The sequence below is a fragment of the Halomonas sp. V046 genome (genome assembly GCF_052645355.1).
Genome location: NZ_JBQXYF010000021.1, coordinates 1 through 25,286 on the forward strand (window position 1 = coordinate 1; position 25,286 = coordinate 25,286).

Genomic DNA, 25,286 nt, shown 5'->3' on the forward strand with positions numbered 1-25,286 from the left:
ACGAGTCGCTTGCCTTGATATTTCAGTGACTTCGTCACTGACTCATCGGCAAGCGCCCACATGAATTACCTGATCAATTGTTAAAGAGCGGCGCACCACAATCGATGATGCGCGTCTCGCTTGCTGCGAGAGCCGTTCCGGCTGACCCAGCGCCCTGCGAGGAAGGCGTATTCTACAGAAGCGGAGCGTTTCGTCAACCCCGTGCTGCATGGGGAAGAAGCTGGTTCGTCATGCGATGCTTGGCAGCGTATGGCGACCCTCCGTTTCAGTGGTGCGCATTCTACCGAAGCAGCCTGCGAAGTCAAGCGGTGATTTTTCGAAGCGACTTAAAAAGTCATTTGAAATCAACCACCTGAACCACCAATCACCGCAGGCAACGTTTGCTCGTTGCCGGCAGCGGATGCGTACTTTACGGCTTCAGCGGCGCCCTCGCAAGCATTTTTGCAAAAAAAGTTCGACTATTGGCTAAGACCTCGCTGCCCTCGCAACGCTCTGTCCACAGCCCAGACCTCTGCCTGCCCTCAGCCCTGCCCACCACACAGCCCACAGCACCGCCCCTTCGCGCCTGGACCGCAGCGCCCATGCCATGCGGGCCAAGGCAACGCTCCGACACTCTTTCGTCAGATGACGAAGCGTTCCACAAAGCGATGGACGGGTAGTGCTTCGAGGCCTTCCTGGTCTTGGCACAGCGCCATGATCTCGTCACAGCGACCACGAGGAAAACGGGTGCCAAGGTGGCGCTTGAATTTCTCGACCAGCACCGGGATACCCTGCTCTCGACGCCGGCGATGGCCTATGGGGTATTCGACCGCGACCTTGTCGCTGGCGCTGCCATCGCTGAAGAACACCTGAATAGCATTGGCAATGGAGCGCTTGTCGGGGTCCAGGTAGTCGCGGCTGTAGTCCGCATCCTCGATGACTACCATCTTCTGGCGTAGCTCATCGATCATCGGGTGCGCCTCGTGAAAGGCATCTTCGTAGTGCTCGGCATCGAGATGACCAAGCATCAACGGCACCGCGGTCATGTACTGCAGGCAGTGATCACGATCGGCTGGATTGGCAAGCGCTCCTTGCTTGGAAATGATGCGGATGGCCGACTCGTGGGTGGTCAGCTCGATGCGCTCCACCTCGGCCAGCCGATCCTTGACCTCGGGATGAAGAGTGACGGCTGCCTCGCAAGCCGTCTGGGCATGGAACTCGGCCGGGAACGACAGCTTGAACAGGATGTTCTCCATCACGTAACTGCCGTATTCGCGCTGGAAGCGGAATCGGCGCTGGTCGTCGGGCTTAGTCGCCAGGTCCTTGTTGGTATGACTGAAGGCAACATCATAAAACCCCCACTGCGGCGCCGACAGCGCGCCGGGGACCCCCATTTCGCCACGCATGGCGATATCCACCAGGCGCACTCCCCGGGAGGTGGCATCACCCGCCGCCCAACTCTTGCGTGACCCCGCATTCGGCGCGTGGCGATACGTGCGCAGACTCTGCCCGTCGACCCAGGCATGGGAAAGCGCCGAGAGCATCTGCTCGCGGCTCGCCCCCATAAGCTTCGCCACCGCGGCGGTGGTCGCCACCTTGACCAGTACCACGTGATCCAGGCCGACGCGGTTAAAGGAGTTATCCAATGCCAGCACGCCCTGGATCTCGTGGGCGCGGATCATGGCATCCAGCACATCGCCCATGGTCAGGGGCGTGTCGTTTTCGGCGACGCGCTGCTGGGAAAGATGATCGGCCACGGCCAGAATGCCGCCCAGGTTATCCGACGGGTGGCCCCACTCGGCGGCGAGCCAGGTGTCGTTGTAATCGAGCCAGCGCACGATGGTGCCGATATCGAATGCCGCCTTGACCGGGTCCAGACAAAAGGCCGTCCCCGGCACCCTGGCCCCATGCGGCACCATCGTGCCGGGAACCATCGGCCCCAGATGCTTGGTGCACTCGGGAAATCGTAGCGCCAGCAGTCCGCAGCCGAGCGTGTCCATCAGACAATAGCGCGCGGTGTCCCGCGCCTCGGCACTGTCAATCGGCGTCGTGAGCATGTAGTCGGCGATCTGCTGCAGTTCGCTGTCGTAATCCGGTCGCACATTGGCTTCGACGGTGCTCATGCTGCCCTCCTTCGCACATGGAATTGCGACGACGCCGCCTTGCGGCGGCGTCCTGTCATGGCTTCAACTTCAGTATCGTGCTCGGCTTGCTCTGGCGCCAACTCTTGACACCTATCTCGGTCGCCATTCAGATCGGCGCCTCGACCAGGGATCGCAGCGCCGCTGACTCGGTCATGATGGCCGTGTTCGCGGCGACCTCACGCCGGGGTCGGCGCCGGCACCCTGACTCGCCCCTCCATCAGGATTCTGGCGCTGCGGCTCATGGTGGCCTCGGTCGCCACCCATTCACCGTCCACTTGCGTCGCCGCAGCACCCACCCGCAGGGAGCCGGACGGATGACCGAACACCACCGAGGTGCGCGGCGTGGTCTCACCTTCGGCCGCCCCCCCGCCCGCGGCCAGGTTGACCAGGGTGCCCGGCACTGCCGCGGCGACGCCGATAGCCACCGCCGCGGTCCCCATCATGGCGTGATGCAACTTGCCCATGGACATGGCGCGGACCAGCAGGTCGATATCGCTCGCCGAGATCGCCTTGCCACTGGACGCCTGGTAGTCCCTGGGCGGCGCAACGAACGCGATCTTGGGCGTGTGCTGGCGAGCTTCGGCGTCCTCCAGACGCGATATCAACCCCATGCGCAGCGCACCATGCGCGCGCAATAGCTCGAGCCGAGCGAGCGCCTCAGGATCGGCGTTGATGTCATCCTGCAGCTCGGCGCCGCTGTAGCCCAGGTCACCGGCATCGACGAAGATCGTCGGAATGCCGGCGTTGATCAGGGTGGCTCGGATACGTCCCTCGGGGACCACACCGGGAGGCACCTCAAGTTCATCGACCACGGACCCTGTCGGGAACATGCTGCCCTCACCATCGGCCGGATCGACAAAGGCAAGCTGCACTTCGGCGGCCGGAAAGGTCACGCCATCGAGCTCGAAATCGCCCGTTTCCTGAACCCGACCGTCATTGATCGGCACTCGGGAAACGATGGTCTTGGCGATGTTGGCCTGCCAGATGCGCACTTCGACCTCACTGCCCTGCCCCAGTCGCTCGGGATCGATCAGGCCGCTCTCGATGGCGAAGGGGCCCACCGCCGAGGACAGGTTGCCGCAGTTGCCGCTCCAATCGACGAAGGCCTTGTCGATGGCGACCTGGCCAAACAGATAGTCGACGTCGTGGCCGGGCCTGTCGCTCTTGCACACGATGACCACCTTGCTGGTGCTGGAGGTGGCGCCGCCCATGCCATCGGTGTGCTTGGCATAGGGATCGGGGCTGCCGACGATGCGCATGAGCAGCGCGTCACGCTCGGGGCCTGGGGCCTGCGCCGCTTCGGGAAGGTCCTCCAGGCGAAAGAACACGCCCTTGCTGGTGCCGCCACGCATATAAGTGGCGGGGATCCGGAGTTGGGGTGGATACACCGTCGTCGCCATCACGCCACCTCCGATTCGAGAAAGTCCTGGGCGAAGCGCTGCAGCACACCGCCCGCCGAATAGATCGAGAGCTCCTCGAAGGTGTCAAGACGACACAGCACCGGCACACTGACGCGCTCGCCGTCGCGACGCACTATCGTCAGCGTCAACATCTTGCCGGGTTGAATATCGCCTTCGACATCGAAGGTCTCGCTGCCGTCGATGGCCAGGGTCTGGCGCGTGGTGCCCTCTTCAAACTGCAGCGGCAGCACGCCCATGCCGATCAGGTTGGTGCGGTGAATGCGCTCGAAGCCTTCCGCCACGATGGCCTCGACACCGGCGAGCCTGACGCCCTTGGCCGCCCAGTCCCGGGACGACCCCTGGCCATAGTCGGCGCCGGCAATCACGATCAGCGGCTGCTTGCGCTCCATGTACGCCTCGATGGCCTCCCACATGCGCATGACCGTGCCCTCGGGCTCGAGTCGCGCCAGCGATCCTTGGGTCACGGTGCCATCGACGACGGCCATTTCATTGATCAACTTGGGGTTGGCAAAGGTCGCACGCTGCGCGGTCAGGTGGTCGCCGCGATGGGTGGCGTAGGAATTGAAGTCCTCTTCTGGCAGGCCCATCTTGGCCAGGTATTCGCCGGCCGCGCTGCTGGCAAGGATAGCGTTGGACGGCGACAGGTGATCGGTGGTGATGTTGTCACCCAGCACGGCGAGGGCGCGCATGCCGGAAAGGCTGCGCTCGGCGGCGAGTGCTCCCTCCCAGTAGGGCGGACGTCGAATATAGGTACTCATCGGGCGCCAGTCGTAGAGCGGCTCGGTGTGGCTCGCCTGCTCATCCTTGACCTCGAACATCGGGATGTAGACCTGGCGGAAATGATCCGGCTTCACGCTAGCCTCGATGATCGCGTCGATCTCGTCGTCCGCCGGCCACAGGTCCTTGAGTGTGATCGGCTGGCCCTCGGCGTCGTGACCGAGGGCATCCTTTTCGATATCGAAACGAATGCTGCCGGCGATGGCGTAAGCCACCACCAGCGGCGGCGAGGCGAGGAAGGCCTGCTTGGCGTAAGGGTGGATACGACCGTCGAAATTGCGGTTGCCCGACAGCACCGCCGTCGAGTAAAGATCGCGCTCCACGACTTCCTGCTGGATCTTCGGATCCAGCGCACCGCTCATGCCGTTGCAGGTGGTGCAGGCGAAGCCGACGATACCGAAGCCAAGCTGCTCGAGCTCCGGCAGCAGATTGGCCTCTTCCAGGTACAGCTGCACCGCCTTGGAGCCCGGTGCCAGCGATGTCTTGACCCAGGGTTTGCGAGTCAGACCGAGCTCGTTGGCACGCTTGGCCAAAAGCCCCGCGGCGATGACGTTGCGTGGATTCGAGGTGTTGGTGCAGCTGGTAATGGCGGCGATGATCACCGCACCGTCCGGCATCAAGCCCTCTTCCTGCTCGTAGGCGCCGGCAATACCGCGGCTGGCGAGTTCCCGGGTGGCGACGCGGTTATGGGGGCTCGACGGTCCGGCCAGGGTACGCTCGACGCTGGACAGATCGAAGCGCAGGACCCGTTCGTATTCGGCGTCCACCAGGCTGTCGGCCCACAGCCCGGCCTCTTTGGCGTAGGTTTCGACCAGTGCGATCTGCTCCGGCTCACGCCCGGTGAGACGCAGATACGCAAGCGTCTGCTCGTCGATGTAGAACATCGCCGCGGTGGCGCCGTATTCCGGCGTCATGTTCGAGATCGTTGCACGGTCCCCCAGGGTCAGGTGCGAAGCCCCCTCGCCGAAGAACTCCAGATAGGTCGATACCACACGCTCACCGCGTAGAAACTCGGTCAGCGCCAGCACGATATCGGTGGCGGTGATCCCCGGTTGCGGCTTGCCACCAAGCTCGACGCCGACGATGTCCGGCAGGCGCATATAGGAAGCGCGTCCGAGCATCACGCTCTCGGCCTCCAGGCCACCGACCCCTACCGCAATAACGCCAAGGGCATCGACGTGAGGCGTGTGGCTATCGGTGCCCACGAGAGTGTCGGGAAACGCGACACGCCTGCCGTTTTCATCGGCGCGCGCCTGGATCACCGGCGACATCCGCTCGAGATTGATCTGGTGCATGATGCCGTTACCCGGCGGAATCACGTCTACGTTCTCGAAGGCGGTCTTGGTCCAGTTGATGAAGTGAAACCGGTCCTCGTTGCGACGGTCCTCGATGGCGCGGTTCTTGTCGAAGGCACCTTCCTCGAAACCTGGATGTTCGACGGCCAGGGAATGGTCGACGATCAACTGGGTCGGTACCACCGGGTTGACCTTGGCGGGGTCGCCCCCCTTCTCGGCGATGGCGTCACGCAGGCCGGCCAGGTCGACCAGCGCCGTCTGGCCGAGGATGTCGTGACACACCACTCGGGCAGGAAACCAGGGGAAATCGAGATCACGCTTGCGCTCGATGATCTGCGTAAGCGCCGCGGTGAGGTCCTCCGGCGGGCAGCGACGCACCAGGTTCTCGGCCAGCACCCGAGACGTGTAGGGCAGTCTGGCATAGGCACCCGGGGCGAGGGCGTCCACCGCCTCCCGGGTATCGAAGTAGTCAAGATCAGCGCCGGGCAGGGGCTTGCGATAGTCGATGTTCATGGCAGGCGATCACGGGTCCTGCCGCCAGCGCCCCGATGAGGCCCGGCGGCCATGATAGGAAAGAAGGCGGCGGCCTCTCGCGGGCCGCCGCGGTCAGGGGCGATACACGCGCTTCAAGCGCGCTCTTCGATCGGCACCCAGGTGCTATGGTCAGGGCCGGTGTAGTCGGCGCTCGGACGAATGATGCGATTATTCTCGCGCTGCTCGAAGACGTGGGCGCACCAACCGGTCACCCGCGAGCAGACGAAGATCGGCGTAAACAGCTTGGTCGGGATATCCATGAAATGGTAGGCACTGGCGTGGAAGAAGTCGGCGTTGCAGAACAGTTTCTTCTCGCGCCACATGACCTCCTCAACGCGCTCGGACACGGCATACAGGCGCGTATCCCCCACGTCATCGGACAGCTTCTTGGACCATTGCTTGATGATCGCATTGCGCGGATCCGACTCACGGTAGATGGCGTGGCCAAACCCCATGATCTTGTCCTTGCGCTCGAGCATCGCGAGGATCTCGCGCTCGGCTTCGTCGGCCGAGTGCCAGTCCTGAATCATCGCCATCGCCGCCTCGTTGGCGCCGCCGTGTAGCGGACCGCGCAGTGAGCCGATGGCGCCGGTCACACAGGAGTGCATGTCGGATAGCGTCGAGGCACACACCCGGGCGGTGAAGGTCGAGGCATTGAACTCGTGCTCGGCGTAGAGAATCAGCGAGACGTTCATCACCCTGGCGTGCAGCTCGGAAGCCGGCTCATCGCGCAACAGGTGCAGGAAGTGGCCCCCCACCGAGTCGTCATCGGTCTCGGTATCGATGCGCACGCCGTCGTGGCTGTAGCGATACCAGTAGCAGATGATCGACGGCAGCGCCGCCAGCAGGCGGTCCGATACGTCCTGCTCCTCGCCGAAGTCTTCCTCGGTCTCGAGATTGCCAAGCATCGAGGCGCCGGTACGCATCACGTCCATGGGATGTGCGTCGAGGGGAATCTGCTCGAGCACCGTCTTGAGCGCCTTGGGCAGCCCGCGCAGCCCCTTGAGCTTAGTGACGTAAGCATCGAGCTCGGCCTGGTTTGGCAGCTTGCCCTTGAGCAGCAGGTAAGCGACCTCCTCGAAGCGCGCCTTCTCGGCGAGCTCTTCGATGTCGTAGCCGCGGTAGGTCAAGCCGGAGCCGGTGACCCCCACGGTACAAAGAGCGGTGGAACCGGCGCTCTGGCCGCGCAGGCCAGCCCCTGAAATCGGTTTGTCAGCCATGGCGTGTCTCCTTTGAGATAGGACTGGTTAGTGTCACTAACGTAGCGAGGACGTCGGATGCTCTCAGGCGCCCTGACTGTCGTCGAACAAGGCGTCGAGCTTGCGCTCGAAATCGTGATAGTTGAGGAAGTCATAGAGTTCCTCGCGGGTCTGCATGGTATCCACCACATCCCGCTGGTGACCGTTGTCGTGAATGCTCTGGTAGACCTTGAGCGCCGCGGCATTCATGGCACGGAACGCCGACAGCGGATAGAGCACCATGGCGCAGCCGGCGCCCTTGAGTTCATCCTGGGAGAACAGCGGCGTCGCGCCAAACTCGGTGATGTTGGCCAGGATGGGCGCATTGACCCGCTGGCTGAAGGCTCGGTAGTCGTCGAGGGTGTGCACCGCCTCGGCGAAGATGGCGTCGGCGCCGGCCTCGATGCAGGCATTGGCACGCTCGATGGCCGCGTCCAGCCCCTCTTTCTGAAAGGCATCGGTACGCGCGATCAGGTAGAAGTCCGGATCGATGCGGGCATCGGCGGCGGCCTTGACCCGATCGACCATCTCTTCTTTCGACACGATGGCCTTGTTGGGTCGATGACCACAGCGCTTCTGCGCCACCTGATCTTCCAGATGCACCGCCGCCACGCCGGCGCGCTGCATCTCCTTCACCGTGCGCGCGATGTTGAACGCCCCACCCCAGCCGGTATCGATGTCCACCAGCAGCGGCAGGTCCGTGGCGGCGCAGATGCGATGAGCATCCTCGACCACATCGTTCATCGTCGTCATGCCCAGATCAGGCAGGCCAAAGGACGCATTGGCGACACCGCCACCGGACAGATAGATGGCCTGATGACCGACCCGCTCGGCCAACATGGCGGTGTAGGCATTGATCGTGCCGACAATGGGCAGCGGCTGTTGGGCCTTGAGGGCGGCGCGAAAACGCGCACCTGGGGTCTGAGTGGTCATGGGGCCTCCGTGGTCATGTTCCGGGATAGTAAGCAATTAGAGTTGGCGCTGGGGTCAATCGGGGTCAGGTGATGTCGCTGGCATCCTGAGTAACGACGCTGGGGGCGTCGCGTCCTTCGAGGGAGGCGGCGTAGCGCGCCACGACGTTCTCGCGCGATGCGCTGACGTGGCGGCGCATCAGAAGCTCGGCAAGCTCGGCATCGCCGGCCTCGATCGCATCTACGATGCGATGGTGTTCGACGAAGGCCTTCTGCGGCCGCGCGCCGCTGGCACTGAACTGAGTACGGTACATGCGCACCAGGTAATAAAGGTCATCACACAGCAAGGCGGTGAGCATGCGATTGTGGCTGCCCTGGACGATGCGATAGTGGAAGTCGAGATCGCCTTCGCGCTGGTAGTACGCCTCGCCCCTGGCAAGGTCTGACTGACGCTCGTGCACCGCCAGCACCTCACGCAGGCCCGCAATCTCCGTCGCGGTCATGTTCTCGGCGGCAATCCGCGCCGCCATGCTCTCGAGTGCCTCGCGAACGTCGAACAGCTCCATCAGCTCCTTCATCGACAGCTTCACCACACGGGCCCCGACATGGGGGACGCGTTCGATGAGTCGATGAGCCTCGAGTCGCCGCATCGCCTCGCGCAATGGTCCTCGCGAGATGCCATAGGCCTTCGATAGCCCCGGCTCGGTGATCTTGCTGCCGGCAGGCAGCTCACCGCGCACGATCGCGTCTTGCAACTGGTGGAACACCCGCTCGGCCAGGGTTCGGACCTCGGGAGCGACGTAGATGTCTTGTTGGCTGGTGGTCATGTTAATTGTCGACAATGATGGCATGAAAGGACTGTAAGACAGCCGAAAGGCTCGGTCAATACCGCGCATTCTCGCAGCCGTTAGCCATTGGTTGTAGACAATGCTGCCGTCCGCCTTCTCCATCCGCCGGGGCGTTGACGATCGTCCCCCGCCGAGCAAGGACAAAACGCACCCGCAGGCCTAGAATGGGCCGCCAGTTTCTGCCAGGGCGCCCCATGACTCTCGCCATCCATCCCTTTCCCTACCGACGGGATCCGCTCGACCACTTCGCGTCGCTGCGTGCTCGCCCGGGTGCCGTACTCCTCGACAGCGGTGGCCCGGTGGCGCCCGGCGGGCGCTACGACATCCTGACCAGCGACCCTCTCGATACGCTGGAAGTCGATGCCGATGGCCAGGCGCGCCTGGCGAGCCACCATGGCGCGATGTCGGGCAACCTGTTCGATGTTCAACAGCGCTTGCTGGAGCGCCTGCCGCTGCCACAGATGGACTCTTCGCTGCCCTTCCTCGGTGGCTTGATCGGCTTCTGGAGTTACGACCTGGGGCGTCGCCTGGAGCCCATCAACGGCACCGCCCAGGCCGTGAACGATCTGCCGTTGGCACGCCTGGGCCTCTACGACTGGGCACTGATTCAGGATCACGAGCAACGCGAGAGCTGGCTGGTGGCAACGCCCGAGCGCCGCCAGCAGGCCGAAGCCTGGCTCGAGCTTGCCCCTGCGCCGACCGCCGACTTCCGCCTCACCGACGACTTCAAGGCCAAGCTGTCGGCCGAGGCGTACCGTGACCGTTTCGATGCCGTCCAGCGCTACATTCGCGCCGGTGACTGCTACCAGATCAACCTGGCCCAGCGCTTCAGCGCCACCTTCGAGGGCGATCTGTGGCACGCCTACCAGCACCTGAGGCGGGCGACACCCACGCCGTTCTCGGCGTTTATGGCGTGGGACGACAAGGCCATCCTGTCGCTGTCTCCCGAGCGTTTCCTCCAATGTTTCGACGGCATCGTCGAGACGCGCCCGATCAAGGGCACCCGGCCCCGCGGCGCCACGGCGGAGGAGGACAAGCGCCTGGCCCGGGAGTTGTCCGAGAGCATCAAGGATCGTGCCGAGAACGTCATGATCGTGGATCTGCTGCGTAACGACCTTGGCCGCGTGTGCCTGCCGGGCACGGTCAGGGTGCCGCAGCTATGCGGCCTGGAAAGCTACGCCAACGTCCATCACCTGGTCAGCATCGTCCATGGCCATCTGGCTCCGTCACTGGCGCCGCTGAAGCTGCTCGAGGCCGCCTTTCCCGGAGGCTCGATCACCGGCGCTCCCAAGGTGCGTGCGATGCAGATCATCGATGAGCTGGAACCCGACCGACGCAGCGCCTACTGCGGTAGTCTCGGCTATGTCGACAGGCGTGGCCGCATGGATACCTCCATCGCCATTCGCACCCTGGTGGCCGATGCCGGGCGCTTGCATATCTGGGGCGGCGGCGGGCTGGTCGCCGACAGCGACGGCGATGCGGAATACGCCGAGACCCTGGACAAGATTCGCCACCTGATGGCGGCCCTGGACACCCCGCCCCGCTAGCCGTGCTAGCGCTCGACGCGGGTCACGCCCACCCCGCGCCAAACAAAAGAGAATAAGAAGCCTTTTCAACAAGAGCCGCTGGTTATATCGGATCATAAGATAGGAACCAAACGATATTGGGGGCGACATTTGCGTATTTGGTAGGGTAACGGCCAAACCCTTAGCGAGGCGGCCATGACGTCCTTCGATGCCAATGCTTTCGTCCTGGAGCACGACCAGGCAAGCCCCAAGAACATACTCAAGGCCGCCTACCAGGCCTTCGGCGAACTGACGATTTCCTTCTCCGGCGCCGAGGACGTGGTCTTGATCGACCTGGCCTTGAAAGTCGCGCCCAAGCAAGATGTTCACGTCTTCAGCCTGGATACCGGACGCCTCCATGCCGAGACCTACACCTTTATGGAACGGGTGCGGGAGCACTACGCCATCGACCTGGACATCCGCTTTCCGGATCAACAGGCGGTTCAGGCGCTGGTCAACGACAAGGGGCTGTTCAGTTTTTACCGCGACGGTCACCATGAATGCTGCGGCATTCGCAAGGTCGCGCCCCTACGCGAGCGCCTCAAGGGCCTGCCCGTGTGGGTCACCGGTCAGCGACGAGATCAGAGTCCCGGCACCCGTTCCAAGCTGCAAATCGCCGAGCGTGACACCGCCTTCGGTAGCGACGACCAGCCGCTCTACAAGATCAACCCCTTGACCCACTGGTCCAGTGAAGACGTCTGGAACTACATTCGCTCCTTCGACGTGCCCTACAACAGCCTGCATGAAAAAGGCTTCGTCAGTATCGGTTGTGCCCCCTGCACGCGCCCCATTCTGCCGGGCCAGCACGAGCGTGAAGGCCGCTGGTGGTGGGAGGATCAAGGCGGCAAGGAATGTGGCCTGCATGCCGTGAACCTGCCCGGCACCGCCAGCACCGGCTGAGCGTGTGCTCAAGCGGCGCCTGACGGCCCACCGACGGGCAGTACATGACCCGCCAGTCAAACGCAGACGGCGCCCCGAAGGACGCCGTCTGCGTTTGATCGACTGTAGAACGGCGACACGGACCGCGCCTGTCGCCTTCTGGCTCGCCACACCGACGCTACGCATCGACCGGCGACGCGATTACGCCAGGCGCGGTGCCCTAGCGCACCGGTAGCTCGATCCCCTCGAACAACTGGTGCTCGTGTCGAGGACCGGCGGCCAAGGCCTCGTCGACCAGGTCCCGCTCGAGGTGGCCGGCAAAGCCTTTGAGGAAGTCGTACATGTACCCGCGCATGAAAGTCCCGCGCCGAATGCCGATCTTGGTCGTGGAGCTTTCGAACAGATGGCTCGCGTCGAGGGCAACGAGATCGTCATCGAGGGTGTCGTCCACCGCCATGTGGGCGACGATGCCGACGCCCATGCCGAGGCGAACGTAGGTCTTGATCACGTCGGCATCCGCGGCGGTCAGCACGACATTCGGCGACAGCCCTCGAGCGCGGAACGCGTCATCCAACTGGGAACGGCCAGTGAAACCGAACACATAGGTCACCAGCGGGTGCTCGGCGAGGGCGTCCAGCGTCAATGGCCCGTCTGCCAGGGGGTGGCCCTTGGGTACCAGCACGCAGCGATTCCAGCGATAGCACGGCAGCAACACCAGGTCATTGAACAGGTCCAGCGACTCGGTGGCGATGGCGAAGTCGGCCTGACCATCACTGACCATCTGTGCAATCTGCTTGGGCGTGCCTTGCTGCATGTGCAGCGCGACATCGGGATAGCGCTGGGTAAAGGAGTGGATCACCGGAGGCAGGCAGTAACGCGCCTGGGTGTGAGTAGTGGCAATCGACAGCGCACCGCGGCGCTCGTCGCTGTGCTCCTGCGCCACATCCTTGATGTTGGCCGTGAGCCGCAATACCTGACCGGCAAGCTCGATGATCGACTGCCCCGCCGGCGTCACACGGGTCAGGTGCTTGCCGCTGCGCGCAAAGATCTCGACGCCGAGTTCGTCTTCCAATAAGCGAATCTGCTTGGAGATACCCGGTTGCGACGTGAACAGACTCTGAGCGGTCGCCGAAACGTTCAAGTTGTGCCGGGACACTTCCCAGATGTAGCGCAGCTGCTGTAATTTCATGTCACTTCTCTCACGCTCACGATAGGCGCCCTTGGACCGATCGCTGGCCGGGTCTCGCCGAAGCTTGCCCCACCCTGGCCGCCACGCTCCGCCTGGGCGGTGCGAGGCGCCAGTGCGTCGGCAGCTTGCGGCGAGCGTCTGGTCGGCACAACATGCCAAAGCGCCATAAAAATAACTTTGGTGATTACTTTATAGCATAAACGATTCAGGTGCAGCCTATCGTAAGGATGCTAAGAACCTATCGACCCAATATTTGCCAGCCACCCGGCCGACCGCTAACATCGTGCCACCGGGCATGGTTGCCGTGCCCCCAATTCCGCTCGATAAAGCGCAACGCAAATGGAGATTCACATGGCCAATAACGTCGATGTCACCAACGCCAACTTCGAGCAGGAAGTTCTCAAGGCAGACGCTCCCGTCCTGCTCAAGTTCTGGGCCCCGTGGTGCGGCCCGTGCAAGGTGATGGCCCCGGTGGTCGACGAAGTCGCCGAGGAGCGCGATGGTGCCTTGAAAGTGGTCAGCATCAACGTCGATGATGCTCCCGAAATCGCGGCCGAACAGGGCGTTCGCGGTGTTCCGACCGTGATGCTGTTCAAATCCGGTGCCAAGGTGGCGTCGCTGGTGGGCGCGCAGTCCAAATCACAGCTGACCCAGTTCATCGATCAGAACGCCTGATCGCCTCGGGTAAGCCTGTATACGACGGCGCCCCGGCCTTTGGCCGGGGCGCCGTCGTTTTCGGGCGGTCCATCCTACCTGCCGAGCCCCCGGCAGAGCGATGCCTGGTGCCCGCGAAGCGCTCAAGGCTCGCCGGGGCGCTGAGGCTTTTTCGCCGTCTTATGTCGCCTGACCCGCTCGGCCAGCGGCTGATTGGCCTCTTCCACGGGCCCGCCCTTGGCCGGCCCCAGCAGATGCGCCATCCAGCGCGTCTGGGGGTGACTATCGAGGGCAATCTTCAGCGTCATGGTCAAGACCACCGACAGCAGCATGCCCGTCACGCCGAGAATCCAGCCCCACACCACCAGTGACAAGAAGGCCACAAAGGTCGAAAGGCCTAACGCTCTGCCCATCACCCGCGGTTCGATCAGGTTCCCCATGATAAAGTTGATCATCAGATACACCAGACTAAGCAACAGTGCCTGGGCTGGCCCTCCTCCATCCGGAGACACCAGTATCAACAGCACCGGTGGCAGCGCCGCGATCGCCGAACCGATATTGGGAATGTAGTTCAAGGCGAAGGCCAACACGCCCCACAGCAGCGGGAAGTCGACGCCAACGATCAAGCAGGCAAGCCACACCAGCGCGCCGGTAATCAGGCTGATCACGGTCTTCACCGCCAGATAACGCTTGAGCGTGTGACTGAACTCGGTAAAACGGTTGAGACTCGGCGCGGGATTGGCCAGGGCCCGCGAGACCTTGTCGCGAAAGTTCAACGTCTCGAACAGCAGGAACATCACCAGCAGCCCCACGACGATGCTTTGCATCATCAGGTTGCCGAGCTGTCCGAGCAGCGTCGGCAGCCACTCCCCCAACTGCTGCGTATCGATCAGCTCCGCGAGGCGTCGAGTGTCGATAGCGAGACCCATGCTCGCCAGCCCGTCCAGCACGGTCAGGTAATACTGATATAGCTTGTCCTCGATTCCCGGCAACTCATCGGCGAAGGTGCCAACGCTGTTGACCAGCAATAGCCCCAGCAGCGACAGCACGCCCCCGATCACCACCAGCGTCAGCCACACCGACAGGCGCAGCCCCACCCCTCGCTCGTGCAACCACTGAACCGGTGCGGTGCACACCACGGCAATGAACACCGAAAGCAGCAACGGAACCAGCAGATCCCCACCGGCGCGCATGCCGGCGATGATTACCACCAGTGCTGCCAGGGTCAACGTCAAATTCAACGGGAGCCGGCGCTCTTCCTTATCCTCGACATTCTCGTCCACGAGCCATGGTTCCTTGAGAGTTGGGACATCTATCATGCCTCATAGCAGTTACGGTACAAAACTGCCGCCGTAATTCGCCTGAATCGAGGCCGGTTCCGCCGACGGACGGGGGCCCCGACGCGCCGCCCCGGTTGCCGTCCTCCGATGCGAAAACCAGTCGCCCTCATGGTGCAAACAACAAGGAAGGCCAATCCCCCAGGAACTCCTTCATGACATCGTTCGTCCTATGCTAGAACTCTTCACTTCATGTCCCGTGATGTCCGCCCGGGCATCCTGCAAGGAGGCTTTCATGCCGCACCATCTTCCGCCCCTCCCCCATCCGTCGCGTCCCGGCCGACCTCGCCACGCTCGCGGCCTGCCCGCCCTTGGCCTCGCCGCGCTGCTCGGTTCGATGCTGCTCAGCGCACCGGCGCTGGCACAAGACCCCGCCAACGGCCCCGAACGCAAGGCCCAGCGCTACCTCGACGTGCAAGCCCAGTCCGAGCTCGATATTGTCCCGGATGAAGCGACACTCAGCGCACGCCTGTGGGAAAAGACGCCCGCCGTCGCCCAGGAAGAGGACAGCGGTGATCACGGCCAGGCCCTTGGCGAGGCACGCACACGGCTAGAGCAGCGAGCCGCCGAACTGGTACGTACCCTGGAAGAAGCCGGCCTCGAGCGCGACGCCATCAGCGCCGGCTCCCTCAGCGTCCAACAGGAGATGCTCCACCGCCCCGGCACCGACAACGAAGCCCCGACAGTGATGGTCCGCACCCGCCTGGAGCGCCCGGTCACCCTGTCGATCAGCGATCTGGATAGCCTGCCGACCATTCTCGATGCCCTCACCGATGCCGGGGTCAATTCCCTCGACGGTGTCAGCTACGACCTGGCCGACCGAGACGCCGCCAGCGACCAGGCGCTGACCCAGGCGCTTCAGCGTGCCCGCCAGAAAGCCGAGTTGATGGCCGAGACCCTCGGCGTGGAACTGGGGGAAGTGGTCAGCATCAGCGAAACCAATGCGCCGGTGTTCCAGCCACGCATGATGGCCATGCGCGCCGATGCAGCCATGGAAAGCGGCGGCGGCGCCGAGTACCGCCCGGGTGCCATCACCATCGACGCCGGCGTCAACGTGCGCTGGAGCCTGGCGCCCTGACGATGGCCGCGTTAGCGTGACGCTGGCCGCCGCAAGACGAACACCCCCACGAGGCGACTCGTGGGGGTGTTCCGTGGTGAGGGAGATAAAGGCGTGGCGCAGTCAGCTGCAACGACTGTCTCACGTCACGCTTGGCGCTTTTCCCTCGACAGCGTTCCGCCCAGTGGCGTCACACTTGGCGCCAGCGCGCCGACTCAATTGATCCGTTCGACACCGCCCATATAGGGCCTCAGCACCTCGGGCACGGTGATCGAGCCATCGTCGTTCTGATGGTTCTCCATCACCGCGATGAGGCAGCGCCCTACCGCCAGACCGGAGCCATTCAGGGTGTGCAGCAACTGCGGCTTCTTCTGCTCCGGCGAACGAAAGCGCGCCTGCAGACGCCGCGCCTGGAAGTCCTCGCAGTTGGAGATCGACGAGATCTCGCGATAGGTGCCCTGGCTCGGCAGCCACACCTCAAGATCGTAGGTCTTGGCCGCCGAGAAGCCCATGTCACCGGTGCACAGGGTCACCACGCGATACGGCAGCGCGAGCGCCTGCAGGATCGCCTCGGCGTGGCCGCGCATCTCCTCGAGTGCCGCATAGCTCGTGGCCGGATCGACCAGCTGGACCATCTCGACCTTGTCGAACTGGTGCTGGCGAATCATGCCGCGAGTGTCGCGCCCGTGAGAGCCGGCTTCGCTGCGAAAACACGGGGTGTGGGCGGTGAGCTTGAGCGGCAGCGCCTTGGCCTCGACGATCTCGTCACGCAGCAGGTTGGTCAGCGGCACCTCGGCGGTGGGGATCAGGTGGAACCCACGTTCGTCGTCGAGCTTGAACAGGTCCTCGCCGAATTTCGGCAGTTGGCCGGTACCGTAGAGTGACTCCCGGTTGACCATGTACGGCACGTAGCACTCTTCGTAGCCATGCTCCTGAGTCTGCTTGTCGAGCATGAACTGGGTCAGAGCACGGTGCAGGCGAGCCACCGGCCCACGCATGACCGCAAACCGGGCGCCGGTCAGTTTGGTCGCAAGCTCGAAGTCGAGATCACCGTTCTTGGCCCCCAGATCGACGTGATCCTTGACCGCGAAGGCATATTCACGCGGCTCGCCCCAACGCGCCACCTCGACGTTATCGTCTTCGCTGTTGCCCTGGGGCACGTCGTCGTGGGGCAGGTTCGGAATCCCGGCAACGATATCGTCCCATTCGCCCTGAACGTCACCGAGTCGAGTCTTGGCCGCATCGAGGCGATCGCCCAGGTCGCTGACTTCGTCGAGCAACGGCTGAATGTCCTCGCCGCTCGCCTTGGCCTTGCCGATGGCCTTGGACCGCGTATTCCGCTCGTTTTGCAGCCGTTCGGTCTCGGCCTGCAGCTCGCGGCGGCGGGATTCGAGCGACCCGAGTCGCTCGGTATCGAGGGTAAACCCGCGGGCGGCCAGTCGTTGGGCGACCTGGTCGAGGTCGCTGCGCAGCAGTTTCGGATCGAGCATGGAGTCTGGGTCCGTCGCCTATCGTGAAATCGGAAGACAAATGATGAAAAGTCTGGGCGCCCATTGTAGGCAAAACCGCCTTCCTGCGCCATGTATGGACGGCCTGGCCACGCCGCCGAGATGCGCGATACGCCTGGAACAAGGTAAAGTGGTGGCCTTCTTTTGACGCCCCGCCGCCTGGAACAGAGATTCCCGGATCAAGGGCCAGCATCGACCGAGACCATGATCGCACGACTTTCCGCCGACGCGACCCACCTGGACAGCCGCTACGTTCGCTTTCTCGAGGCGCTCAAGCGCTCGGGCTTCGAGGGCGAGATTGCCCCGGACTACGCCAGCCGCACGGTACTGGCGACCGACAATTCACTGTATCAACGGCTGCCCCAGGCGGCCGTCTTTCCGCGCCACCGGGACGACGTCGAGCGCCTGGCACGACTCGCCGGCCGCGAGGAATACCGCACCCTCGTGCTGACCCCGCGCGGCGGGGGCACCGGCACCAACGGCCAGTCGCTGACCGACGGCATCGTGGTCGATGTCTCGCGGCATATGAACCGCATCCTCGACATCGACGTGGAACGGCGCCGGGTGCGCGTCCAGGCCGGCGTGGTCAAGGATCAGCTCAACGCCGCCCTGCGTCCTCACGGCCTGTTCTTCGCCCCGGAACTGTCCACCTCGAACCGGGCGACGCTCGGCGGCATGATCGCTACCGATGCCAGCGGCCAGGGCAGCTGCGAGTACGGCAAGACGCGCAACCATGTGCTCGAACTCGACAGCGTCCTGATCGGCGGTGAGCGTCTGGTCACCGGTCCCGTCAGCGAGGCCGAGCTGGAGGCTCGCTGCGCAGAAGATGGCGCGGCCGGCCGCGCCTACCGGGTGGCCCGCGAGATCATCGATACCCAGGCCGAGGCCATCGCCGCGACCTTTCCACCGCTCAACCGCTGCCTGACCGGCTATGACCTGGCTCACCTGCGCGAAGACGACGGCCGCTTCAACCTCAATAGCGTGTTGTGCGGTGCCGAAGGGTCCTTGGCCCTGACCTGCGAGGCGGTGCTCAACGTGCTGCCGATTCCGCGCCACTCGACCCTGGTCAACGTCCGCTATGCGAGTTTCATGGACGCCCTGGCCGATGCCAAGGCGCTGATGACGGGCGGCGCCAGCCCGACATCCATCGAGACGGTGGACGACACGGTGCTTGGCCTTGCCATGGAGGATTTCGTCTGGGAAGGCGTCGCCGATTTCTTCCCCGCCAGCGCCCCAGGCGAGCCCCCCATCGCCGGCATCAACCTGGTGGAGTTCAACGACGATGACCGTGAGCGCCTCAGGCATCGGGTCGAGCGTTTCTGCGACCACCTGAACCACGACGCCAGCGTAGCGCGCCTTGGCTTCACCCTGGCCGAAGGCCGCGACGCAATCGGCCGGGTCTATGCCATGCGCAAGCGCTCCGTGGGCCTGCTCGGCAATGTCCAGGGAGAGAAGCGCCCGCTGCCCTTCGTCGAAGACACCGCCGTACCGCCAGAACACCTGGCCGACTACATCGCCGAATTCCGCGCCTTGCTCGATGCACGGGGCTTGAGCTACGGCATGTTTGGCCACGTCGATGCGGGGGTTCTTCACGTGCGCCCGGCACTCGACATGAAGGATCCGGCCCAACAGGCCATGATCCGCGAGATTTCCGATGCGGTAGCAAAGCTCACCCACAAGTACCATGGCCTGCTGTGGGGCGAGCACGGCAAGGGCGTGCGTTCGGAGTACTCGCCAACCTTCTTCGGAGACCTGTATCCGAGCCTGCAGCGCTTGAAGGGCGCCTTTGACCCTTACAACCAGCTCAATCCAGGCAAGATCGCATCGCCGCTTTCGATGGCACCCGACGCCGTGCCGTCCAAGGCACCCGACGGCTCGCACAACGCGGCCACGCAGGCGGCGACACGCCACGACCCCAATCTGCTCGCCATCGATGGGGTGCCGATGCGCGGTGATTTCGATCGTCAGATCGACGAGCGCGTGTGGCAGTCCCACGCCGATGCGGTGTACTGCAACGGCAACGGCGCCTGCTACAACTATGATCTCGATGACGCCATGTGCCCGTCGTGGAAGGCTACCCGCGACCGCATTCACTCGCCGAAGGGGCGCGCCAGCCTGATGCGCGAATGGCTGCGCCTGCAGGGCGAGGCCGGCATCGATGTTGTCGAGGAATCTCGGCGCAAGAAGCAGGAAGGCACCTTCGGGTTTCTGCGTCACCTACCCGGGCGCGCGTGCAACAGCGCCAAGGGCAAGGACGACTTCTCCCACCAGGTCTACGACGCCATGGCCGGTTGCCTGGCGTGCAAGTCCTGCGCCGGCCAGTGTCCGGTCAAGGTCAACGTCCCGGCCTTCCGCTCTCAATTCCTCGAGGTCTATCACGGTCGCTATCTGCGCCCGCTACGCGACTATCTCGTCGGTGGACTCGAATTCCTGCTGCCCTGGCTGGCGCCCCTGGCACCGCTCTATAACGCCGCCCTGGGTAACCGACTCGTCGATCGCCTGATGACTCGCGGCGTCGGCATGGCGGATAGCCCTCGCCTGTCACGCGCACGGCTGAAGCCGCTTCTCACAGCCTGGGGCATTGCCGAGGCAACGCCGGTCTCGCTGGGGCGACTCACCGAGCGCCAGAAGGCACGCAGCGTGATCCTGGTCCAGGATGCCTTCACCAGCCACTTCGAAGCACGGCTCGTCGCCGATGTGGTGGAGTTGTTGTCACGCCTGGACATCCGAGTCTTCGTCGCGCCCTTCGCCCCCAACGGCAAGCCGCTGCACGTTCAGGGCTTCCTCGGTGCCTTCGAGCGCACCGCCAAGCGTCAGGCAAACCGTCTCAAGGCGCTGGCCGATAGCGGTGTAGCGCTGGTCGGTATCGATCCGGCCATGACCCTGACCTACCGTCAGGAATACGTCACGGCCCTCGGATCAAACGCCGTGCCCGAGGTATTGATGCTGCAGGAGTGGCTATTGTCACTGGGCGACACCCTGGTGCCGCCGGGCCTGGACCTGAGTCACGAGAAGGCCTTCTCGCTGATGAGCCATTGCACCGAGAAGACCCAGGCCCCGGGAAGCCCCAAGGCCTGGCAACAGGTGTTCGCGCATTTTGGCCTGACCCTGAAGGCACTGCCCAGCGGCTGCTGCGGCATGTCCGGGACCTACGGGCACGAAGCCCGCAATCTGGCGACGTCGAAGGCCATCTATGCGCAGTCCTGGCAGCCGGTCGTCGAGGAACAGGGCGCCAGTGGACGCCTCGTTGCCACCGGATATTCCTGTCGTAGCCAGGCCCAGCGGCTGTCGGATACCCACCTTCCCCATCCCCTACAGGGCCTGCTGGGCGCGCTGCGTCGCGCCGGCTGAGCGTGCGATGACGCCCTCCCGGTGAGGGCGTCATCGCGCGGCGCCAAGATGCAGGCTGTTTTTGCCACGGCCGCTGGTCTACCGCTGTCGCGCTCCGCCTCCCCTCCGCCCCTCCGCCCGTCACCTTCTTCACCGTCGACTCGTGCGCGACGCGACGCGCCGCTTGGCGAAACGTCATCGCGTCAATGGATTGCACGATCGCCGCCACGACGATAGGCTGCGCGGCTTTCGAATTTTCCGGAGCCGTTCGCCCATGGAGCACGCAGGACTTACACTGGCCGTCATCGGACTCTTGGCCCTCGGCTCGCAGTGGCTGGCCTGGAGGCTCAAGGTGCCCGCCATCCTGATCTTGCTGGTGGCGGGCATCGCCGCCGGCCCGATCACCGGGCTACTCGACCCCGACGCCTTGTTCGGCGATCTCCTATTCCCCTTGGTGTCGCTTGCCGTCGCAGTGATTCTGTTCGAGGGCAGCCTGACGCTGAACTTTCATGAATTAGGCGGACACGGACGCACGGTCAGGCGACTCGTCACCACCGGAGCGTTCCTTACCGCGGTGCTCGCCGCCGCCGCCGCCCACCAGTTGCTGGGCCTCTCGTGGCAGATGGCATGCCTGCTCGGCGCCCTCCTCGTGGTGACCGGGCCTACCGTCATTCTGCCCATGCTGCAGACCCTGCGCGCCCGCGAGCACCTGACCCAGATCCTGCGCTGGGAAGGCATCCTGATCGACCCGGTGGGTGCCATCGGCGCCGTACTCGTGTACGAGTTCGTCGCCCTCGGATCCGGCGCGGCGGGCGCAGATTCGGGCTCTGCTGCCCTGGCGCATACCCTCGTCCAGTTCGCCCAGACGCTCCTGGTCGGCTTCGGCTTCGGCGCCATCGGCGGCTATGCCTGGGGCCAGGTGCTGCGCCGGCACCTGCTGCCCCAGCGCCTGCACAGCTTCGGCACCCTGATGATCATGCTGGGGCTGTTCACCGCTTCCAATGCCCTGTTCCACGAATCCGGCCTGCTTACCGTCACCGTCATGGGCACCTGGCTGGCCAACATGCGCGGCGTCCCGACTCGTCCCATCATCGAGTTCAAGGAAACCCTGTCGGTGCTGTTGATCTCGGGCCTGTTCATTCTGCTCGCGGCACGCCTGACCGTTGATCAGCTGGCCATGCTGGGCTGGCCGGCCTGGGCCTTTCTGGGGTTCTTGCTGATCATCGTACGTCCGCTGGCGGTGTGGTTGTGCACCCTGGGAAGTCGCCTGGAATGGCGCGAAAAAGCCCTGCTGGCCTTCATCTCCCCCCGCGGCATCGTCGCCGCTGCCGTGGCGTCGCTGTTCGCTCTGCGTCTTGAAGAGATCGGCGTCGAGGGCGCCGATATGCTGGTCCCGATCACCTTTCTGGTCATCATCACCACCGTGGTGGCGCAAAGCCTGCTCGCCCGGCCAGTCGGCCAGTGGCTCGGGGTTCGTCGCCCCTCGGCCAACGGCGTGCTGATCATCGGTGCCAATCCGGTCGCTCGCCAGATGGGCCAGTGTCTGCGCGATGCCGGACTCGGCGTGCTGCTGGTCGACAGCAGCTGGGACGCGGTGCAGGAAGCACGACGCCAGGGCCTGACCGCCTACTATGGTGACCCGCTCTCCGAACATGCCGCTCAGCACATGGAACTCACCGGCATCGGCTATCTGATGCCGCTATCGCCCTACCGCGAGTTGAACGACCTCTCGGCGCTGCACTTCGAGCACCTGCTCGGCCAGGGCCAGGTCTTTCGCCTGGCCGTGGACGAGGGCCGTCAGGCGCGTCGCCAGCATGCTCGCGCCATCGATCATGTGCCATATCTGTTTGGCCGCGGGATGACGTTTGCCAAGCTGTCGAGCCTCATCGAGCGTGGGGCCAGTTTTCAACGCCATACGCTCGCCGAGCCTCCCCGGTCCAGGGGTACCGAACGCAAAGGCAGTGTCCCGGCCGCCGAGCCGCTGGTCTGCATTGGTGCCTCCGGCCGCCCACGTATCACCACCGCCGATGCACCACTGACGCCACGCCGCGGCGATAGCGTGATCCGGCTGGTGATGAGCTGAAGCCCCCGCACCGAAGAACGGCCAACGGCTAGCGCAGTGCCGCCTGGAGCACTGCGCCGAGCAAGACGCCGGCGATACCGAAGAGCGATGGCCATAGCCATCGTCGCTCCTGAGCCTGGGCGATCGCCCGGGTATGCAGTTCTACCGCCGTCTTGAGCAGCGTCTCGATCTGGTCGGCGCTCAACGGCCGCCGAGTCAGCGCCTGCCGGGCCTGCTCGCTGAGCGCCTCGCGCGCATCACGGGCCAGCTCGATACCGCGTTCGGCATCGAAGCTCCGGTCATAGCCATGGCGCCAGCGTAATGACGCCCATTCACCATTCAAGCGAAAGAACTCCGGGTGCTCGCGAAAGACCTCGTGCCAGCCGTCAGCACTCACCGACTCACCGAGCTTGATTGCCCAGCTCGACACCTCGCGACTGGCCCAGGGATAAGCGCCCATGACCTGAATGGCCGCGATCACATCCGCCAGGCGTGCGCCGTTTTCCAGATACGGGGACTTGATTGACGCCATGACGTCCTCCTCGACCTCTTCGGTACGAAATCTCGGCTGTCGTCCTGAGTATGGGACGTCATGACACAGGCCTGCCCCTGGTTTCGTTCCCAGCACACCACTTTTACCGATCCCGAAAACGCCTCACGCCGGTCAAAGACCGGCGTGAGGGAGATGGCTGAGGCAGGCCGTCCTAGAAGAACAGTCGCCGCAGCCCCGCGCCGGGGTCCTCCTGACGCATGAACGCTTCACCGACCAGAAAGCCGTGCACATCGTGCTCACGCATGCGCAACACGTCATCACGGGTGTGGATACCCGACTCGGTGATCACCGTGACCTCCGGGGGGATACGCGGAAGTAGCTCGAGGGTCGTTTCCAGCCGCGTATCGAAGGTGTGCAGGTCGCGGTTATTGATACCGACCAGCGACAGGTTCAGCGCCAGGGCCCGCTCAAGCTCACGCGCATCGTGCACTTCCACCAGCACGTCCATGCCGAGAGCCTCGGCCTGCTGGTGAAGGTCCTTCATGCGGGCATCGTCGAGGGCCGCAACGATCAGCAGGATGCAGTCGGCGCCGATAGCCCGAGCCTCCGCCACCTGATAGCCGTGGGTGATGAAGTCCTTGCGGATCACCGGCAGGCTGCATGCCTCGCGGGCGGCGATCAGATAGTCTTCATGACCCTGGAAGAAGTCGGCATCGGTCAGCACCGAGAGACAAGCCGCGCCTCCGGACTGGTACTGAGCGGCGATCTCGGCCGGACGAAAGTCCTCACGAATCAGTCCCTTCGAGGGCGAGGCCTTCTTGACCTCGGCGATCACCGCGGGGTCTCCATCGCGCATGCAATTGGCCAGTGCATTAACGAAGCCACGCGGCGCCGCCTGCTCGGCCGCGCGCGCCAGAAGGTCCTGCTCGCTGACCCTGGTCCGCCGTGCGGCAACCTCCTCGTCCTTGCGCGCAAGAATTCGGGTCAGAATGGTGGGCGTGGCATCGGCCATGGAAACGCTCCTGTCGCTGTCGCGGGTCGCACTCACTGGGCGAACACTCGGGTGAAATGGGCCAGTTCCTTCATCTTTTCCAGCGGCAGCTTGGAGGCCTGGGCATCCTGGGCCATCAACACGCCCTCCTTGAGCGAGTCGGCAACATCGGCGGCATACAGCGCCGCCCCGGCATTCAGCGCCACGATATCGGCACCCGGGCCTTCGCCGATCAACGCCTTCTCGACCAGACGCAGGCTGTCCTCGGCGCTCGTGACCTTAAGCGGCGCCAACGACTGCGTCTCGATACCCAGGTCTTCCGGCGTGATGGTATAGGTCGTGACCTCCCCGTCCTTGAGCTCGGCGATGCGGGTCGGCGATGCCGGCGAGATCTCGTCGAGGCCATCTTCTGCATGAACCACCAGCACGTGGCGGCTACCCAGACGACGTAGTACTTCGGCCATCAACGGCAGCAACTCCGGCGAATAGACGCCGAGTAGCTGGTTCGGCGCACCCGCCGGGTTGGTCAGCGGCCCGAGAATATTGAACAGCGTGCGCACGCCCATCTCACGTCGCGGCCCGATCGCGTGGCGCATGGCCGGATGGTGGTTAGGGGCAAACATGAAGCCGACGCCGACCTCGTCGATGCAGCGCCCGACCTGCTCGGCATTCAGATCGAGACCGATGCCAGCCACCTGAAACAGGTCGGCGCTGCCAGACGACGACGAAACGCCACGGTTGCCGTGCTTGGCCACGTGGGCACCACCGGCGGCAGCGACGAAGCTCGAGGCCGTGGAGACGTTGAACAGGTTGGCGCCATCGCCGCCGGTACCGACGATATCCACCACGTTCTCGGCGTGCAGCTGAACCGGTGTCATCAGGTCGCGCATGACCTGGGCGCAGCCGCTGATTTCCGCCGCGCTTTCGCCCTTCATCGCCATGCCCATCAGGAAGGCGGCGATCTGGGCGTCGCTGGCCTCGCCGGTCATGATGGTACGCATGACCGCGTGGGCCTGGTCAAAGGTCAGGTCTTCTCGGCGCATCACCGCACCGATCGCTGCTGGCATCTGCATG

18 protein-coding genes are annotated in these 25,286 nt (G+C 64.2%); 6 read left to right on the forward strand and 12 right to left on the reverse strand.

Annotation, left to right across the window (positions count from 1 at the left end):
• Positions 1–620: 620 nt before the first annotated feature.
• The 6 genes from ACUN9Y_RS20775 to ACUN9Y_RS20800 form a co-directional block, all read right to left on the reverse strand.
• Entirely contained in the window at positions 621–2,102 is a 1,482-nt protein-coding gene (locus ACUN9Y_RS20775) for a bifunctional 2-methylcitrate dehydratase/aconitate hydratase (protein ID WP_445462647.1), read from the reverse strand.
• Positions 2,103–2,299: 197 nt separating this feature from the next.
• The gene (gene prpF / locus ACUN9Y_RS20780) at positions 2,300–3,523 is read right to left on the reverse strand and encodes a 2-methylaconitate cis-trans isomerase PrpF (protein WP_445462648.1); all 1,224 of its coding nucleotides are present in this window, start codon (positions 3,521–3,523) and stop codon (positions 2,300–2,302) included.
• Positions 3,523–6,129, reverse strand: coding sequence for a Fe/S-dependent 2-methylisocitrate dehydratase AcnD (acnD, locus tag ACUN9Y_RS20785; RefSeq protein WP_445462649.1), 2,607 nt, complete (start codon positions 6,127–6,129; stop codon positions 3,523–3,525). Before acnD ends, prpF begins: the two co-directional genes overlap by 1 nt.
• Before the next feature lie 113 nt (positions 6,130–6,242).
• Positions 6,243–7,370: a bifunctional 2-methylcitrate synthase/citrate synthase gene (gene prpC / locus ACUN9Y_RS20790; protein ID WP_445462650.1), complete on the reverse strand. Its 1,128-nt coding sequence runs from the start codon at positions 7,368–7,370 to the stop codon at positions 6,243–6,245.
• 63 nt (positions 7,371–7,433) lie between these two features.
• A complete protein-coding gene (gene prpB, locus ACUN9Y_RS20795; RefSeq protein ID WP_445462651.1) occupies positions 7,434–8,321 on the reverse strand; it encodes a methylisocitrate lyase in 888 nt (295 codons plus the stop codon).
• A gap of 64 nt (positions 8,322–8,385) precedes the next feature.
• The gene (locus ACUN9Y_RS20800; protein ID WP_445462652.1) at positions 8,386–9,126 is read right to left on the reverse strand and encodes a GntR family transcriptional regulator; all 741 of its coding nucleotides are present in this window, start codon (positions 9,124–9,126) and stop codon (positions 8,386–8,388) included.
• Between the two features lie 215 nt (positions 9,127–9,341).
• Between ACUN9Y_RS20800 and pabB the strand changes: the two genes are divergently transcribed.
• Together pabB and ACUN9Y_RS20810 are read left to right on the forward strand one after the other, a co-directional pair.
• On the forward strand, positions 9,342–10,694 hold the full coding sequence (gene pabB, locus ACUN9Y_RS20805) for an aminodeoxychorismate synthase component I (RefSeq protein ID WP_445462653.1): 1,353 nt from the start codon (positions 9,342–9,344) through the stop codon (positions 10,692–10,694).
• Between the two features lie 174 nt (positions 10,695–10,868).
• On the forward strand, positions 10,869–11,612 hold the full coding sequence (locus ACUN9Y_RS20810) for a phosphoadenylyl-sulfate reductase (protein WP_445462654.1): 744 nt from the start codon (positions 10,869–10,871) through the stop codon (positions 11,610–11,612).
• 199 nt (positions 11,613–11,811) lie between these two features.
• On the opposite strand, the gene cysB is transcribed toward ACUN9Y_RS20810, so the two are convergent.
• Entirely contained in the window at positions 11,812–12,780 is a 969-nt protein-coding gene (gene cysB / locus ACUN9Y_RS20815) for an HTH-type transcriptional regulator CysB (RefSeq protein ID WP_445462655.1), read from the reverse strand.
• Between the two features lie 351 nt (positions 12,781–13,131).
• Here cysB and trxA point away from each other — a divergent pair, with 351 nt between their 5' ends.
• Positions 13,132–13,455 (forward strand): thioredoxin, encoded by a 324-nt coding sequence (gene trxA, locus ACUN9Y_RS20820; protein WP_445462656.1) that lies wholly within the window; start codon positions 13,132–13,134, stop codon positions 13,453–13,455.
• Positions 13,456–13,577: 122 nt separating this feature from the next.
• Here the strand turns inward: trxA and ACUN9Y_RS20825 are convergent, their stop codons facing one another.
• Positions 13,578–14,717: an AI-2E family transporter gene (locus ACUN9Y_RS20825; RefSeq protein WP_445462657.1), complete on the reverse strand. Its 1,140-nt coding sequence runs from the start codon at positions 14,715–14,717 to the stop codon at positions 13,578–13,580.
• A 289-nt stretch (positions 14,718–15,006) separates the two neighbouring features.
• Here ACUN9Y_RS20825 and ACUN9Y_RS20830 point away from each other — a divergent pair, with 289 nt between their 5' ends.
• Positions 15,007–15,849 carry an SIMPL domain-containing protein gene (locus ACUN9Y_RS20830; RefSeq protein ID WP_445462658.1) on the forward strand — a complete coding sequence of 281 codons (843 nt, stop codon included), beginning with the start codon at positions 15,007–15,009 and terminating at the stop codon, positions 15,847–15,849.
• 194 nt (positions 15,850–16,043) lie between these two features.
• On the opposite strand, the gene serS is transcribed toward ACUN9Y_RS20830, so the two are convergent.
• Positions 16,044–17,318, reverse strand: a complete 1,275-nt coding sequence (gene serS, locus ACUN9Y_RS20835) for a serine--tRNA ligase (RefSeq protein WP_445462659.1) — start codon at positions 17,316–17,318, stop codon at positions 16,044–16,046.
• A 222-nt stretch (positions 17,319–17,540) separates the two neighbouring features.
• Here serS and ydiJ point away from each other — a divergent pair, with 222 nt between their 5' ends.
• Positions 17,541–20,687 (forward strand): D-2-hydroxyglutarate dehydrogenase YdiJ, encoded by a 3,147-nt coding sequence (gene ydiJ / locus ACUN9Y_RS20840; RefSeq protein ID WP_445462660.1) that lies wholly within the window; start codon positions 17,541–17,543, stop codon positions 20,685–20,687.
• 253 nt (positions 20,688–20,940) lie between these two features.
• Positions 20,941–22,749, forward strand: a complete 1,809-nt coding sequence (locus tag ACUN9Y_RS20845; protein WP_445462661.1) for a cation:proton antiporter — start codon at positions 20,941–20,943, stop codon at positions 22,747–22,749.
• Positions 22,750–22,777: 28 nt separating this feature from the next.
• Here the strand turns inward: ACUN9Y_RS20845 and ACUN9Y_RS20850 are convergent, their stop codons facing one another.
• The 3 genes from ACUN9Y_RS20850 to trpD all read right to left on the reverse strand — a co-directional run bounded on the left by ACUN9Y_RS20850 (position 22,778) and on the right by trpD (position 25,285).
• Positions 22,778–23,260: a hypothetical protein gene (locus tag ACUN9Y_RS20850; RefSeq protein WP_445462662.1), complete on the reverse strand. Its 483-nt coding sequence runs from the start codon at positions 23,258–23,260 to the stop codon at positions 22,778–22,780.
• Positions 23,261–23,432: 172 nt separating this feature from the next.
• Complete coding sequence (trpC, locus tag ACUN9Y_RS20855) at positions 23,433–24,233, reverse strand: indole-3-glycerol phosphate synthase TrpC (protein ID WP_445462663.1); 801 nt, start codon at positions 24,231–24,233, stop codon at positions 23,433–23,435.
• Positions 24,234–24,265: 32 nt separating this feature from the next.
• Positions 24,266–25,285 (reverse strand): anthranilate phosphoribosyltransferase, encoded by a 1,020-nt coding sequence (gene trpD / locus ACUN9Y_RS20860; RefSeq protein WP_445462664.1) that lies wholly within the window; start codon positions 25,283–25,285, stop codon positions 24,266–24,268.
• Position 25,286: the final 1 nt, after the last annotated feature.